Source organism: Thiomicrorhabdus sp. (genome assembly GCF_041583835.1).
Classification (GTDB): domain Bacteria; phylum Pseudomonadota; class Gammaproteobacteria; order Thiomicrospirales; family Thiomicrospiraceae; genus Thiomicrorhabdus.
In genome coordinates this window covers 13,089-27,156 of the sequence record NZ_JBFHFC010000022.1, presented here as the reverse complement: position 1 = coordinate 27,156, position 14,068 = coordinate 13,089, and the positions used below count along the sequence as shown (strand labels likewise).

The 14,068-nt window shown below is 44.5% G+C and carries 17 protein-coding genes; 9 read left to right on the top strand and 8 right to left on the bottom strand.

The features are described from left to right. From ABY044_RS10065 to ABY044_RS10045, 5 genes are all read left to right on the top strand, one after another. Complete coding sequence (locus ABY044_RS10065; protein WP_373020375.1) at positions 1 to 729, top strand: RNA polymerase sigma factor FliA; 729 nt, start codon at positions 1 to 3, stop codon at positions 727 to 729. Between the two features lie 54 nt (positions 730 to 783). Continuing rightward, positions 784 to 1,164, top strand: coding sequence for a chemotaxis response regulator CheY (locus ABY044_RS10060; protein WP_373020400.1), 381 nt, complete (start codon positions 784 to 786; stop codon positions 1,162 to 1,164). An 84-nt stretch (positions 1,165 to 1,248) separates the two neighbouring features. Beyond that, a complete protein-coding gene (locus tag ABY044_RS10055; RefSeq protein ID WP_373020373.1) occupies positions 1,249 to 1,923 on the top strand; it encodes a protein phosphatase CheZ in 675 nt (224 codons plus the stop codon). Between the two features lie 137 nt (positions 1,924 to 2,060). Then, positions 2,061 to 4,031 (top strand): chemotaxis protein CheA, encoded by a 1,971-nt coding sequence (locus ABY044_RS10050; protein ID WP_373020371.1) that lies wholly within the window; start codon positions 2,061 to 2,063, stop codon positions 4,029 to 4,031. Positions 4,032 to 4,046: 15 nt separating this feature from the next. Continuing rightward, a complete protein-coding gene (locus ABY044_RS10045; protein WP_373020369.1) occupies positions 4,047 to 4,553 on the top strand; it encodes a chemotaxis protein CheW in 507 nt (168 codons plus the stop codon). Positions 4,554 to 4,666: 113 nt separating this feature from the next. Here the strand turns inward: ABY044_RS10045 and ABY044_RS10040 are convergent, their stop codons facing one another. From ABY044_RS10040 to ABY044_RS10020, 5 genes are all read right to left on the bottom strand, one after another. Next, on the bottom strand, positions 4,667 to 4,957 hold the full coding sequence (locus tag ABY044_RS10040) for an EscU/YscU/HrcU family type III secretion system export apparatus switch protein (RefSeq protein WP_373020368.1): 291 nt from the start codon (positions 4,955 to 4,957) through the stop codon (positions 4,667 to 4,669). A 16-nt stretch (positions 4,958 to 4,973) separates the two neighbouring features. After that, the gene (locus ABY044_RS10035) at positions 4,974 to 5,249 is read right to left on the bottom strand and encodes an STAS domain-containing protein (RefSeq protein WP_373020367.1); all 276 of its coding nucleotides are present in this window, start codon (positions 5,247 to 5,249) and stop codon (positions 4,974 to 4,976) included. An 86-nt stretch (positions 5,250 to 5,335) separates the two neighbouring features. Further along, on the bottom strand, positions 5,336 to 5,695 hold the full coding sequence (locus ABY044_RS10030) for a response regulator (RefSeq protein WP_373020366.1): 360 nt from the start codon (positions 5,693 to 5,695) through the stop codon (positions 5,336 to 5,338). A gap of 59 nt (positions 5,696 to 5,754) precedes the next feature. Continuing rightward, positions 5,755 to 6,279, bottom strand: a complete 525-nt coding sequence (locus ABY044_RS10025; RefSeq protein ID WP_373020365.1) for a chemotaxis protein CheW — start codon at positions 6,277 to 6,279, stop codon at positions 5,755 to 5,757. Positions 6,280 to 6,466: 187 nt separating this feature from the next. Continuing rightward, positions 6,467 to 7,519 carry a hypothetical protein gene (locus ABY044_RS10020; RefSeq protein ID WP_373020363.1) on the bottom strand — a complete coding sequence of 351 codons (1,053 nt, stop codon included), beginning with the start codon at positions 7,517 to 7,519 and terminating at the stop codon, positions 6,467 to 6,469. 125 nt (positions 7,520 to 7,644) lie between these two features. Here ABY044_RS10020 and ABY044_RS10015 point away from each other — a divergent pair, with 125 nt between their 5' ends. From ABY044_RS10015 to ABY044_RS10005, 3 genes are all read left to right on the top strand, one after another. Next, on the top strand, positions 7,645 to 8,472 hold the full coding sequence (locus ABY044_RS10015; RefSeq protein WP_373020361.1) for a protein-glutamate O-methyltransferase CheR: 828 nt from the start codon (positions 7,645 to 7,647) through the stop codon (positions 8,470 to 8,472). Positions 8,473 to 8,516: 44 nt separating this feature from the next. Beyond that, a complete protein-coding gene (locus tag ABY044_RS10010) occupies positions 8,517 to 9,662 on the top strand; it encodes a chemotaxis response regulator protein-glutamate methylesterase (RefSeq protein ID WP_373020359.1) in 1,146 nt (381 codons plus the stop codon). Between the two features lie 143 nt (positions 9,663 to 9,805). Further along, positions 9,806 to 11,050, top strand: a complete 1,245-nt coding sequence (locus ABY044_RS10005) for a methyl-accepting chemotaxis protein (protein WP_373020357.1) — start codon at positions 9,806 to 9,808, stop codon at positions 11,048 to 11,050. Positions 11,051 to 11,139: 89 nt separating this feature from the next. On the opposite strand, the gene ABY044_RS10000 is transcribed toward ABY044_RS10005, so the two are convergent. Next, positions 11,140 to 11,406: a hypothetical protein gene (locus tag ABY044_RS10000; protein WP_373020355.1), complete on the bottom strand. Its 267-nt coding sequence runs from the start codon at positions 11,404 to 11,406 to the stop codon at positions 11,140 to 11,142. A gap of 100 nt (positions 11,407 to 11,506) precedes the next feature. On the opposite strand from ABY044_RS10000, the gene ABY044_RS09995 reads away from it, so the two are divergent. After that, positions 11,507 to 11,818 (top strand): NGG1p interacting factor NIF3, encoded by a 312-nt coding sequence (locus ABY044_RS09995; RefSeq protein ID WP_373020353.1) that lies wholly within the window; start codon positions 11,507 to 11,509, stop codon positions 11,816 to 11,818. Positions 11,819 to 12,073: 255 nt separating this feature from the next. Here ABY044_RS09995 and ABY044_RS09990 read toward each other — a convergent pair whose 3' ends face one another. Then, a complete protein-coding gene (locus ABY044_RS09990; protein WP_373020352.1) occupies positions 12,074 to 12,769 on the bottom strand; it encodes an FKBP-type peptidyl-prolyl cis-trans isomerase in 696 nt (231 codons plus the stop codon). A 147-nt stretch (positions 12,770 to 12,916) separates the two neighbouring features. Next, positions 12,917 to 13,870, bottom strand: a complete 954-nt coding sequence (gene trxB, locus ABY044_RS09985; RefSeq protein ID WP_373020350.1) for a thioredoxin-disulfide reductase — start codon at positions 13,868 to 13,870, stop codon at positions 12,917 to 12,919. Positions 13,871 to 14,068: the final 198 nt, after the last annotated feature.

The following is a 14,068-nucleotide window of genomic DNA, read 5'->3' as shown; positions in this document are numbered from 1 at the left end:
ATGAGTGCAACGGATGTTTATGCAGCAGTACAAAAACAAGTGTCTCAAGATGGTGTTCAGGATCTTGAACAGTATTTGCCGCTTGTAAAGCGCATTGCTTATCATCTGAAGGGACGGTTGCCTGAGAGTGTTTTTGTAGACGACTTGATTCAATCGGGTATTATCGGCTTGATTGAAGCGATGCAGAAATTCAATGCGAATCAGGGGGCTAGTTTCGAAACCTACGCGGGGATTCGTATTCGCGGAGCGATGTTGGACGAGATTCGTAAAGGGGACTGGACTCCACGTTCGGTGCATCGAAAATCCCGAGAAGTAAGTGAAGCGATCAACCGTTTGGAATCCAAGAACGGACGGGAAGCAAAAGACAGTGAAATCGCATTGGAACTCGGGGTTTCAATTCACGAGTATCATGCGATCTTAAAGGACACCAATGGTGCTCAACTGCTGTCGATTGATGAACCGGATCACGACGAACTTTCTGAAGACCGTATGTTGGGTGTGTCGCAAAACCCGTTCGCCGAATTGGCTGAAGCCGGTTTTCAGGAGGAGTTGGCCGAGCAGATCATGCAGTTGCCTGAAAAGGAAAAGCTAGTGATGGCGTTATATTACGACGAAGAACTGAATTTAAAAGAGATTGGCGAAGTGCTTGAGGTGAGTGAGTCTCGTGTAAGTCAGATTCACAGTCAGGCAATCAAGCGTTTGAGATCAAGGTTGGCAGATTGGATTTGAAATTTATAAAAGAAATGGACTTTTAAGGAAAGCGAAATGCAGATTAATAGAGATATGAATATTTTGGTTGTGGATGATTTTTCAACCATGCGTCGTATTGTAAAAAACCTATTGAAAGAGCTAGGATTTAGCAAGTTTGACGAAGCGGATGACGGTGCGACTGCATGGCCGATGGTACAAACCGGTAAGTATGACTTTATCGTCAGCGATTGGAACATGCCGCAGATGACCGGTATTGATCTATTGCGTCATGTACGTGCCGATGCCAACCTAAAAGACACGCCTTTTCTATTGATTACGGCTGAAGCGAAACGCAGCCAGATTTTGGAAGCCGCACAAGCCGGTGTTGACGGTTACATTGTAAAACCGTTTACTGCCGCGACGTTAAATGAAAAAATTCAAAAAATCTTTGCTCGTGTCGCCGAGAGACAGTAAGTTTGAATAAAAATAATATCTAGCAAAAACCCCAAGCTGTAGCGCCTACAGTAAGGGGTTTTTTTTTGACCAGAGGAAGGACAAATGACATTCGCAACCCAAATAGATAAAAGCAAGGTAGAAGCGTTATTGCATGCGATTGAAGCAGGACAGTCGGAAGAAGCGGCTAAGTTAGTGGATGACTTAACCCAGATCCGTGAAGGCGAGTTGTATCAACAGGTGCAATTGCTTACTCAAAACCTTCATCAGACGTTGGATGATCTGGAGGAGGACGCGCCGATTCTGTTGCATACCAAACACGATTTGCCGGATATTACCGAGCGATTGAAATACGTCATGAACGAAACCGATAACGCGAGTAACAAAACACTGAGCTCTGCGGAAAACGCTCTGGGTTTAGTGGAGCAACTTGCATCGTCGTTGGAAGGGGGGGCGTTGCAAGGTTTCGATAAGCAGCTTGTCGAGCAGATTAATCACGAATTGACCAATATCATGCTTGCGCAATCTTTCCAGGATTTAACCGGACAGGTTTTGAATAGAGTCATATTGATCGTGACCACCTTGGAAGAGTCGTTGAAAGAGTTGATTTCGCGCTCCAGGCATAATTTCGAAGCCATTCCTGAAAGAGCGGAGACGCTGGAAAGTAAAAAAGAGCAAGAAGAAAAGGGTATGGGTCCGAATGTGACTCAGAAATCCAAGCAAGATACGGTCGAATCTCAAGATGATGTCGACGATCTTTTAAGTGACTTGGGTATTTAAAGGGCAAAAATCGATCACCGGTAAATCCTTGATGCAATTCGTGGCACAGTGATTGCTTTTATCAATTCAATAATTAATGGATTGAATTTGACGTCGTCAATGTGGATTCGCTAGATAGGTGAGAAGAGGTATAGGTTGTGGATGAAGATATTTTACAAGACTTTTTAGTTGAAGCGACCGAACTAGTAGATCAGTTAAATGAGCAACTGGTCGATTTGGAGCAGTCCCCGAGTGACCGTGATTTATTGAACGCGGTTTTTAGAGGGTTTCATACTATTAAAGGAGGCGCAGGCTTTTTGGGGATTACTTCCCTGATCGAGGTGTGCCATCGTGCTGAAAATGTCTTTGATAAGATCCGAAATGGGGATGTCGAATATGATGCGGCAGCGGCCGACGTCATTCTTAGAGCGTTCGATGTGATTAACGACTCCATTGCCCAGCTAAATGAGGGTAACCGGGATTTGCCCGCAAACGATCCCGGCTTACTCGCTGAATTGGATGCTTTAACCAAAGGAACGGCGCATGCCCCGGTAGAATCGGCGGCAGAAGTGTCGGCCGCTCCAGCGGAACCTGTTCTGACGCTTGACGAAGGGTTGGATCCTGACGGAGACATTACCGATGAAGAATTTGAAGCCTTATTAAATCAACGTGATCTCATGTTGGAGGATTTTGATCCGGGTACCGCTTCAACGCCAGCCGGCGCGGCGGTTCCCGAGCTGAAATTGGATGAAGGATTGGATCCCGATGGCGAGATTTCGGATGAGGAATTTGAGGCTCTGTTGAATCAGCGGGATATGTTGGAAATGTCGGCTTTGGAAGGGTTGGATGAACCGGTCGTTGCTCCTGTAATGGAGGCAAAACCTGCCGTTGAATCACCAAGACCGGAACCGGTTCCTAAGCCGGTAGCGCCAGTTTCTGATGCGGTTAAGGCACCTGTCAAGAATACGGCGGAATCGACGGTGCGCGTCGATACCAAACGCTTAGACGAAATTATGAATTTGGTGGGTGAGCTGGTTTTAGTTCGAAACCGACTTTTGACATTGAGAGGCAGCCAAAGCAGCAGTGAAGACCTTTCGAATGCAGTTGCCAATTTAGATCATGTGACAACCGATTTGCAGACTTCGGTCATGAAAACCCGTATGCAACCGGTCAAGAAAGTTTTTGGCCGCTTTCCGCGAGTCGTTAGGGATTTGGCGCGTAAATTGGGCAAGGATATCGAACTTGAATTGCGCGGCGAAGAAACCGACTTGGATAAGAATTTGGTTGAGGCCTTGGCTGATCCTTTAGTGCATTTGGTGCGTAATTCGGTCGACCACGGTATCGAGATGCCTGAAGATCGGGTTAAAGCCGCCAAGCCCCGTAAAGGAACGGTTATTCTTGCGGCCGAACAGGAAGGCGATCATATTCTGCTTTCTATTACCGATGACGGTAAGGGGATGGATCCTGATATATTGCGTCGTAAAGCGGTCGAAAAAGGCTTGATGGATGAAATGACTGCCAATCAATTGGATGATAAGGCGGCATTTGAATTGATTATGTCTGCGGGATTCTCGACGGCGGATCAAATCAGCGATATTTCCGGCCGCGGAGTTGGTATGGATGTCGTTAAGAGCATGATTACCAAACTTAACGGCAGTATCGATATACATTCCGTTTTAGGCGAGGGTACTCGTATGAGTATTCGAGTGCCTTTAACCTTGGCGATTTTGCCGACGTTAATGGTTTCGTTCGAAGAAGACAATTATGCAATTCCTTTAACCAGTGTTCAGGAGATTTTTGATTTCGATCCGGAAAGCACTAACAAGATCGACGGTCAAATGATGGTCAGATTGAGAGATAAAAGCATTCCGTTGTACTTCCTTACTGAATGGTTAAGACCGGATCGCGTAAAAGACAGTTACGATGACGATAAAGTCGTTATTGTGTCGATCGGAAATCAGAAAGTCGGATTGGTTGTCGAACAGGTGAACGGACAAGAAGAGGTTGTCATTAAACCGTTGGGAGTTATGTTGAAAAAAGTATCCGGTTATGCGGGTGCAACAATCACCGGTAACGGCAGCATTGCTCTTATTTTGGATCTGCCGGGCGTAATTCAGCGTTTTCAGTAATAATGGAGTTAGGTTATGGGTGTAGGTTTTGAACAAGCATTAGCTGAAAGTCGCGGACCGGTCAACGGGTTGGATGAAGATACGAGCTATATGGGGCCAAGTGCTCGATGTGTTTTGTTCACTCTGGAAGAAGAAGTTTACGGCATTCATGTTAAGAAAATCCGTGAAGTGCTTCGTGTCGGAAAGATTCGGGAGGTTGCGGGAACGCCGTCTAATGTCTTGGGAGTGATTAACGTTCGAGGCGTGATCGTTACCGTGATTGATACCCGAATTGTTTTCGGTATGATGCCAAAGCCGGTTACCGATTTATCGAGAATTATAATCGTCGAGCTTGATGATGAGCAGACCGTCGGCATGATGGTGGATTTCGTGATGGAAGTTAAAGACATTCCGGAAAGCAAGTTAGAGCCGTTATCGTCCACAAAAGAAAATGCATCCCGTTATATTCAGGGGATTGCCCATTACCAAGGTAATGTCATTATCTTGATCGATGTCGATAGTATGTTGAAAGAGTTGGTGTAATAAAAATATTAGAGGGTTGGAGCGCTGATTGGCCTTGTAGAAGACAAGCATTCGCCCTCGTGTACCACTTCAATTCTTACGAACGATACTGCCGCCGTTTCATTCCATTCTGTTTATTTTTTACCGGGTAAGGTTTTACCGTTAAGCTGGTATGCGAAGACAAGCACTTGCGCGACCGCTTCGTATAAAACGCTCGGGATTTCGTGATTTAATTCAACTTGACTCAGTAGTTCGACCAGTTGATGGTCTTGTTGTATAGGGATGTTGTGTTGTTTGGCCGTTTCGATGATTTGTTCGGCGACGTGTCCGCTACCTTTTGCGGTGACGATTGGCGCTCCCTCTCCTTCGTATTGAAGCGATACCGCTATTTTATTGTCGAGGGAGTTGTTGTTTGAGTCTTTCATGACGAAAAGCTCTGATTTAAGCTAACTTCAAGGCCTCGCTTAGCCCCAGTTTTTCAGCAGACTGGCTGAGTAATTCACTGGCGTTCTGCCAAGTAATGCTTTTATTCTCTTGCTGTGCGGTGTTTACCAGGATCAACAGAGCTTGCAGCCCGCTTGTATCGATAGTTTCCACTGCTTCGGCATTAATTACGACTTCGTCACCTGAATTGGATAATGATTCACGAAGTTCGGTGTAAATATTGTCGATGGTGTGGATGGTAAGGCTTTCAGGAAGCGTAATGGTATCAGCCATCTTGTTCACCTGTATTCAGTTGATCGATTAAAAGACGGCCGCTCAACTCTAAGGGAGGAGGGCGGCTGCGTGTTGGCTTGTGAAAGTTAAAGTACTCGACTGATAACTGAAAGCAGTTTTTCCGGGCTGAACGGTTTAACGATCCAGCCGGTTGCTCCCGCTTCTTTTCCTTTGGTTTTCATGTCGCCGGACGATTCCGTTGTTAGACATAGAATCGGTGTGAACTTGTAGTTAGGCAGAGCACGTAAAGCCGTGATGAGTTCAATACCGTTCATATTCGGCATGTTGATATCCGTTACAATTAAATCAAACTGATTTTGTTTGGCGATATCTAGGGCCATTGCACCATCTTCTGCTTCGGTGACATCGTGCCCCGCAGATTTTAGTGACATGCTAACCATTTGTCGCATGGATTTAGAATCGTCTACAGCTAAGATTTTTGACATTGTTACTCTCTCACAGTCTAAATTTTATTCTAGTGATAAAAAAATAAATTCGGTTAATTTCATTCTTTGTTGATTGTCTGTTTTATCGAAGCCAGAATACCTTCATTGATCAACTGGTCGACATTCAGGACAACAATCATTTTTTCCGCTACCGTGGCTAATCCATTAACATAGTCGGTATGGATCGTACCGTTCATATCTGGTGCTGACTGGATTTCAGACTCGTTTAGGGAGTAGACGTCGGAAACTCCGTCTACCACCAGACCGATGATTTTTTGGGAGCCGGTCGGATCTTGAGCGCGTAATATAATCACAACGGTAGAATCATTATAAGTGATATGGCTTAAACCGAATCGAACTCTCAGATCTATGATAGGAACCACCGCACCACGCAAGTTGATTACACCCATCACATAATCAGGGGTGTTTGGAATTGCGGTCGTCTTTTCCCATCCTTTTATTTCTTGGACGGTCAAAATATCTACGCCATATTCCTCAGCACCCAATAGAAAGCTTAGAACCTGGTTGTCCTGATCGTTTCTTTGGTTGATTTGCTCTTGAATGTTATCAAGATTTGTATCCATTGTCGGTTGCTCTATTCGTTGAAACTATTTAGCCACTAAATTACCTTATTCAAATAAAAAGGTCTAGTATTAATCAGTTTAATTTATTAGTAAAAGTCGAATGATTTTATTGGTTTTAATGGGCGGAACGACCCAACCTCTTATTTTGTAAGTGTTTTTACTATATCGGTTGGATTTTGAATCATTTTTAAACTTTGACGTCGATTAAAGCAATTTGTGTGCTAATTGTGGATTGTTGGGGTTTGACCTGCACGATTTGAATCGGAGAGAGCTTTAAATTAAGCTGCTGTAGCTGTTCCTGCAGTAAGGGAAGGTTTGATTGAATCAACTTCTCCAGCTCGGAGGTTTCGCACCAAAGGTAACAGTTTAGGTTTTCCTGAGTAGAGTCTAAAGTCAGCTTTACCATTAATTCCTGTTGGTTGATATCCAGGTTAAGAATGACTTCCCACGAGTCCCGTTCTTGGACTTTTTTCTTATAGATCGCCAGGCGAAAGTTTTCGATTTGATGTTGCCCGGCGAAAGGCAATTCCATGTTAAGTAAAAGAGGGTTTTCAAACAGATGTAACTGTTGAACCGTCAGCTTATTCAGCGCTTGGGTTAATAGTTGCGTTAATTGTTTTAACGGTGAGGATTCCGGCTGCTTGTTCAGTTCGTTTAAAGCCAGTTGTTGGAGTTTAAGTATTTGGGCTTTGCTGTCTTTTGAAAGGGCATTTTTCTCTACATTGTTGCGTAATTTTCCTTCCAGGAAAAGACCGCTATTCATTATTTGTAGTTTCAGATCCTTATCGCTGATGGTCTGAGTCGGCTTTAGAAGTTGCTCCAGCAGTTGACTAATGGCCGTTTGGATATGTTGCGGTAAGGAGGGCAGGCTGGCTAAATTTTGCAGAGCTTGATTGAGCGGCAATTGATTGCCGATAAATTGTTTGTAGGCGTTTTGCAGTACCGACTGTTGTAGGTTGGCTTGGGTGATTTGTTGTTGTGCCCCGTCCGGTCTTGGAACGGTTAGAATGACTGTCGGTTGGGTTTGTTTCACTTGGACTTGCAGTTGTCCGGTTGTCAGTGACGGAATTTTGTTTTCTGCGATTAAAGTCTGTTTTCCGATCAGGAGCTGAGCTTGATCGCCGTTAAGTTGTTTAACGGTAATCGTCAAGGTTTGGCCGACACTTAGGTTCAATCCAGCCAAAGCCTGTGCGGGTTTTAATTGTAAACTGTTGGCGTTTAACTGAGATATATTTACCATAACCATTAATTTTTGAGTTATATTTATGACGAGTATCATGCATAATAATACGGATAATGTCATTTTCTATTTTGCTTAAAAATAACATAATGATAGTTGATATTGAGTTATAGGATACTCTTACTATGAATGATCGGGAATTTGAGTTTACCGAACAAGATTTTTCCAGAATACAAAAATTGGTCTATGATTTCGCAGGAATCGATCTAAACGAGTCAAAAAAAAACCTGGTATATAACCGTCTTTCGAAGCGAATCCGTTTTTTAAATTTACAAAGCTTTAAGCAGTATTTGAATTACGTTGAAGAGCAGGGTGAGGTTGAGTTCGTTAATTTAATTAACTCGATTACCACCAATCTGACTTTTTTCTTCCGTGAGAACCACCATTTCGAATATTTAGCCCAATCCGTGATTCCACAGCTTTTGGAAACCAATCGGGCGAGTAAAAAAATTCGTATCTGGTCGGCCGGATGTTCCACCGGAGAGGAACCGTATTCGATCGCCATTACTTTGAAAGAAGCGGTTCCGGCCGGGTGGGATGTAAAAGTCATCGCGACCGATTTGGATACAACGGTTGTTCAGACTGCCAGAACGGGGGTTTATAATATTGATCGTCTGAAAGGCGTCAGTGAAGCACGTAAGAAGCGTTGGTTCCTGAAAGGCACCGGAAAACAGGAAGGGTTTGTTAAAGTTAAGTCCGAATTGCAGGAAATAATCGAGTTTGGGCAGATTAATTTAATGAATGAATGGCCCATCAAAGATCAGGTGGATGTGATTTTTTGCCGCAATGTGGTGATCTATTTCGACAAGCCGACTCAGAGCCGCTTGTTTAACCGTTATGCCGATCTGTTGCCGAGTCACGGTCATTTGTTTATCGGTCATTCGGAATCTTTGTACAAAGTCTGTGACCGTTTCGAACTGATGGGACAAACGATCTATAAAAAGATCAGTTAGTTCGATATTCCGGCTAAAGGCCGTTGAAGATGAGAAGGAAATCTATGGCAAAAATTAAAGTCTTAATTGTGGACGATTCGGCACTGGTCAGGCAGATGCTTCAAGAGATGTTGTCGTCCGATCCGGCTATTGAAGTGGTCGGTACCGCCTCTGATCCTTATATGGCGCGCGAGAAAATCAAGCAATTGCATCCGGATGTTCTGACGTTGGATGTTGAAATGCCGCGCATGGACGGTGTGACTTTTTTAAAAAATTTAATGCGTTTGCATCCGATTCCGGTGGTGATGGTTTCTACTTTGACGGAGGTCGGAGCGGATGTAACGTTCGAAGCCTTGGATATGGGGGCGGTGGATTTTGTCGCCAAACCTAAAATCGATTTAAAGAATACGTTTGAAGACTATACGACGGAAATCTGCCATAAGGTTAAAACCGCAGCGCGTGTCAGTAAGCCGATGTTAGAGCGTAAGTATGCGCGCTACAGTGCCAATCAGCAGAAGACGCATACGGTGGATCGTTCGTTGCCTTCTTCCGTGACTCCTGCAATGAGAGTCGAAGGTAAGTTTACGGCCGATGCGGTGATTGAGAAGCGTCCGTTTGATCCTCGTCGATTACAGCATGTAAAAGATAAGATCATCGCCATAGGGGCTTCTACAGGCGGAACCGAAGCCATTAAAGAGGTTTTGATGGGACTTCCGGCGACCACGCCTGCGGTTGTCATTACCCAGCATATCCCCGAAGCGTTTAGCTTGCCTTTTGCCAATCGTATGAACACGGTTTCGGAGATGGAAGTTTGTCAGGCGGAAGACGGTCAGCAGATTTTGCCGGGACATGCCTATATTGCACCGGGCGGCAAACATTTACTGATCGAGCGAAGCGGCACTAATTATTTTTGTCGTTTGAACGACGGCCCTCCGGTTAATCGTCATAAGCCTTCGGTTGACGTGATGTTCCGTTCGGTGGTGCAGAATTTCGGTCCCAATGCCATAGGCGTTCTCCTAACCGGTATGGGGGATGACGGTGCGGTAGGCTTGAAAGAGTTGCAATCGGTAAAAGCTCCGACGATCGCACAGGACGAAAAGACCAGTGTCGTATGGGGTATGCCGGGCGAAGCGGTCAAGCTTGGTGCCGCAGACAGTATTTTATCTCTGGAATCCATCTCTAAGAAAATTCTCGAACTTTCGGCCAAATAATACGTTCCGCCTTCGGGCGGACTTGGTTCTCTGAGAGTTATTGGCATATTCCCTGCTTAATTCACAGCGAAGTTTTTAGGTAAACGAACCGGCGTGTTCGGATTCCGGTTTTTGTAATTTAATAAGTGTTAAGGATGTACAACATGCTTCAAGTCATGAAGGTTTATTGGGCTGCATGGTTGCTGACGGTGGTGGGAGTCGCTCTGAGTTTTTTGGAGGTCCCTTATATCGCACCGGTCATTATTGTCATTATCTCTTTGGCATGGACGTCCCAAGTGGCAATAGTTGCCAGAACGTCCGGTTCCGGGGATTCAACGGAAAGAGCGCCAGAAAAAGTTCAATTGCCTAATCGAGTGGCGGAGGGCAGTGTATCCATTATTACGGCGAATCAGTCGCTTGAGACCGTTGTGGGTGATTATGAAGAGGTCATCGGACGTGAAGTGGATGTCATTAACGAAGAGCTGGCTCAGGTTAAGGAATTGATTGCGGAAGCCATCGAGACCTTAAACAACAGCTTTTCAGGTTTGCACGATCAGACACAGGCTGAATACAAGATGGTTCTGTCCCTACTGGAAAACTTAGGGGGAGGAGAAAGTTCCGAACATATGAGCGTTCAGCGTTTTTCATCTGAAATCAAGGTGGTGTTACAGTACTTGATCGATCTGCTGACCGACGCCAGTCACCGCAGTACGCAAACGGTTTCTAAAATCGACGACATGGTCGGTCAGATCGAAGCGATCTTTATTTTGCTTGAAGACGTTAAAGGAATTGCCGATCAGACTAACTTGTTGGCATTGAACGCGGCGATTGAAGCGGCACGTGCCGGTGAGGCAGGACGCGGATTTGCCGTGGTCGCAGACGAGGTTCGTAAACTTTCGTTGAACTCCAACTTACTTAACGAACAGATTCGTAAACAAGCCGAGAAAGCACGCGGTACCGTGGATCAGGTCCGTAGCATCGTTAGTGAAACGGCATCTAAAGACATGGAACATGCGGTTTCGTCACAAAGTAAAGTGGACGGCATGTTGAGCGATTTGGAAGAGATGAACGGCGGAATTTCCGAAAAATTGGGTGACGTCTCCGGCATCATTTCCGAAATTGAAGTCAGTGTTTCCAACGCAATGCGTTCGTTGCAGTTTGAGGACATCGTGAGACAGTTGGTCGACCAGACAATGAATCACTTGGCGAACTTAAATGAGTTCTCTAACAAGGTAAATCAATTCCTGGAAGAGAGCAAAAATCTGCCGGTTGCCAATGAAGCGGAACATAAAGAAAGAATCGATCAATTGAAAATGGTGATTCGACAACAGCGTGATTATATCGAAGCGAATCGTATGAATCGCGTTCAGGCGGATAGTATGGATGAAGGGGACGTTGACCTTTTCTAGCACGCCATAGATTCATTCGGTATGAATTAACGCCATAAAAAAAGCTCCTGACGGAGCTTTTTTTATGGGCACATTTCGCGGAAGCGGTATTAACTAGCCATGCCGCCCATATGGTCGTTCCATAAGCTGCCTAAAATCAAGCTGAAAAAGATGCCCGTTGCGAAGACGATGTACCAGTAACGACGTAATTTTTTAGCATATTCGGACTCATCATCCGGACGATCCTTGAAAAAGACATATAGGAAACCGATCGCTGAAATAAACCCGGCAATATTGGCAAAGTAGTAAATGTCGGTCAGTATAGTCGTAATGCCAAGTAATAAAATAACGGCGTAGGTGATAAGCAACGGTCTCATCTATAACTCCTTTTGACTTGATTAATAGGGCGAAGTGATGGCCTATTGTATTTAATTTCGTTTTGTTCGGTAAGATTTTAACCATTAAATGAGGTGGTAAATGTATAAGCTCTGTTTTTTTGTGCCGGAATCGCATCTTGAGGATGTTAAAAGTGCGCTGTTTGAAATCGGCGTCGGCAAGATAGGAAACTACGATTGTTGTTGCTGGCAAGTAAAAGGAATGGGGCAGTTTCGCGCTTTGGAAGGCAGTCGGCCTTTTATCGGTCAGCAAGATGAAATTGAAAGAGTTGAAGAGTATAAAGTGGAAATGGTGTGCTCGGATGAATTGATTGCCGAGGCCGTGACAACCTTGCTTGATGCACACCCGTACGAGACGCCGGCGTATGAAGTTTATGCTTTGGCTGAATTCTGAACGGATGATTTGAAAGAGGCTTCGAGTAGCCGTTTTATCGCAATCTATTCAAATTATTGATGAGTCTTTATAACTTTAGCTTATTGAATGATAAGAAAAAACATATAAGGAAAAATTGATATAGGCGATTGATTATATTAGTATTGGCTTTGTTGTTTAACCAACACTCCTCTTGAAGAGCAACTTCAATTGGCCTGAATAAGGTAAACCCAGTTAACTAGTGTAACTGGGTTTTTTTATGTCTAACGCTTTGGATTATTTCGGCGCTTTTTCGAACTTAATTAATTCGACGGTAAAGATCAGAGTTTCGTTCGGCCCGATACGGTTACCCGCGCCTTTCTCGCCGTAGGCTAATTCGGCAGGAATATAAACTTCCCACTTGGCACCGACGTTCATTAATTTGAGTGCTTCTTTCCAGCCTTTGATAACGTTGTTCATTTGGAACTCAAGTGGTGAACCGCGCTCGTAAGAACTGTCGAATACGGTACCGTCGATCAACGAACCTTTGTAGTGCGCCGTGATCATATCGTCTTCAGTTGGAGAAGGGCCTTTACCTTCGGTAATCACTTTGTATTGCAAACCACTTGCTGTGGTTTTTACACCCGGCTTGGTTTTGTTTTTAGCCAGGAAATCCGCACCGGCCTTGGCATTTTTCTCGCCTAAGGCTTTTTGTTCTTCCAAGCGTTTTTGCATAAGTGCCGTTTTCACTTCATTAACGGCCGCCTGCATTTCTTCCTGGCTCAGTCTTAGCGGTTTTTGGTTAAGCACGTCTTCCAACCCTAGGGTTAGTGCTTTGATGTCGATGTTAACGCCTTGTTGACTCAAGTTTTTTGCCAAGTCGGTTCCAAGTGCATAACTGGCTTTCTGATCCGTGGTTTTCAAAGCCGGATCGGCCGCATACGTTAGGCTTGAAACGCTTAATCCGATTGCGAACAGCAATACTTTTTTCATGGTGTGTCCTCTGTTTAATAATTATCTGATTAATAATTAGGTACGGTATTGTTCTAGACTTGCCGCTTTTTTATTAGCCTGCAAATTCAAATTATGTAGGATAAAAAAAACCACCGTATTTGGTGGTTTTTTATGACACATGGATTATTAGCTTCCTAAGTTATCCAGATACTTCTCAGCATCCAAGGCAGCCATACATCCTGCACCGGCAGACGTGATCGCTTGCTTATAGTGCTGATCCATAACGTCACCCGCGGCGAAGATACCCGGAATAGACGTTTGAGTCGCGTTACCTTGAATACCGCTTTGAACTTTAAGGTAGCCGTTTTCCATTTCCAGCTGACCGTCAAAAATTCCGGTGTTAGGTGTGTGCCCGATAGCGATGAACACACCGGCAACATCGATGTCTTTACTTTCGCCGGTTTCGTTGTTTTTCAAACGTAAACCGGTCACGCCCATGTTGTCTCCCAACACTTCTTCCAACTGGCTGTTGAATTCGATTTTGATATTGCCGTTGGCGGCTTTTTCATGAAGGTGATCGGCTAGAATTTTTTCCGAACTGAATTTGTCGCGACGGTGAACGATTGTCACTTCAGCAGCGATATTTGAAAGATAAAGCGCTTCTTCAACTGCGGTATTACCACCACCGATTACCGCTACCTTTTGATTACGGTAGAAGAAACCGTCACAAGTCGCACAAGCGGAAACCCCTTTTCCTTTGAATGCTTCTTCCGATTCCAGTCCAAGGTATTTGGCTGAAGCACCGGTCGCAATAATCAAAGCGTCGCATGTGTATTCACCGGCGTCACCGATCAGTTTGAAAGGCTTGCTGGTCAGTTCGGCGGTATGGATATGATCAAAGATGATTTCAGTTCCGAAACGTTCGGCGTGCTTTTGCATACGTACCATTAGGTCAGGGCCGGTCAAACCTTCAGGATCGCCCGGCCAGTTGTCCACTTCCGTCGTCGTGGTTAATTGTCCGCCTTGCTGCATCCCGGTGACCATAACAGGTTGAAGATTCGCACGTGCTGCGTAAACTGCTGCGGTGTAACCTGCCGGACCTGAACCTAAAATAAGTAATTTGCAATGTTTTGTAGCCATGAAGCGTTCCTTTTAGGGTTTTCGATATACAGTGGAATTTGGAATCGTCGGCGGTTAATTAAAACCGGACAATTATCTTCTCTATAATCTATAAATAATTAACTTTGCCGATATGCTAAAATTTTAGCAGTTTTTAATCGATAAACTAGACCCAACTATGAATAATATAGACGAATCTAGCCTTTAAATTAGCTCTTC

Bases quoted from the DNA above. Each gene is read 5' to 3' on its own strand.
- ABY044_RS10065 (WP_373020375.1), top strand. From the start codon at position 1: ATGAGTGCAACGGATGTTTATGCAGCAGTACAAAAACAAGTGTCTCAA.
- ABY044_RS10060 (WP_373020400.1), top strand. From the start codon at position 784: ATGAATATTTTGGTTGTGGATGATTTTTCAACCATGCGTCGTATTGTA.
- ABY044_RS10055 (WP_373020373.1), top strand. From the start codon at position 1,249: ATGACATTCGCAACCCAAATAGATAAAAGCAAGGTAGAAGCGTTATTG.
- ABY044_RS10045 (WP_373020369.1), top strand. From the start codon at position 4,047: ATGGGTGTAGGTTTTGAACAAGCATTAGCTGAAAGTCGCGGACCGGTC.
- ABY044_RS10040 (WP_373020368.1), bottom strand. From the start codon at position 4,957: ATGAAAGACTCAAACAACAACTCCCTCGACAATAAAATAGCGGTATCG.
- ABY044_RS10035 (WP_373020367.1), bottom strand. From the start codon at position 5,249: ATGGCTGATACCATTACGCTTCCTGAAAGCCTTACCATCCACACCATC.
- ABY044_RS10030 (WP_373020366.1), bottom strand. From the start codon at position 5,695: ATGTCAAAAATCTTAGCTGTAGACGATTCTAAATCCATGCGACAAATG.
- ABY044_RS10025 (WP_373020365.1), bottom strand. From the start codon at position 6,279: ATGGATACAAATCTTGATAACATTCAAGAGCAAATCAACCAAAGAAAC.
- ABY044_RS10020 (WP_373020363.1), bottom strand. From the start codon at position 7,519: ATGGTAAATATATCTCAGTTAAACGCCAACAGTTTACAATTAAAACCC.
- ABY044_RS10015 (WP_373020361.1), top strand. From the start codon at position 7,645: ATGAATGATCGGGAATTTGAGTTTACCGAACAAGATTTTTCCAGAATA.
- ABY044_RS10010 (WP_373020359.1), top strand. From the start codon at position 8,517: ATGGCAAAAATTAAAGTCTTAATTGTGGACGATTCGGCACTGGTCAGG.
- ABY044_RS10005 (WP_373020357.1), top strand. From the start codon at position 9,806: ATGCTTCAAGTCATGAAGGTTTATTGGGCTGCATGGTTGCTGACGGTG.
- ABY044_RS10000 (WP_373020355.1), bottom strand. From the start codon at position 11,406: ATGAGACCGTTGCTTATCACCTACGCCGTTATTTTATTACTTGGCATT.
- ABY044_RS09995 (WP_373020353.1), top strand. From the start codon at position 11,507: ATGTATAAGCTCTGTTTTTTTGTGCCGGAATCGCATCTTGAGGATGTT.
- ABY044_RS09990 (WP_373020352.1), bottom strand. From the start codon at position 12,769: ATGAAAAAAGTATTGCTGTTCGCAATCGGATTAAGCGTTTCAAGCCTA.
- trxB (WP_373020350.1), bottom strand. From the start codon at position 13,870: ATGGCTACAAAACATTGCAAATTACTTATTTTAGGTTCAGGTCCGGCA.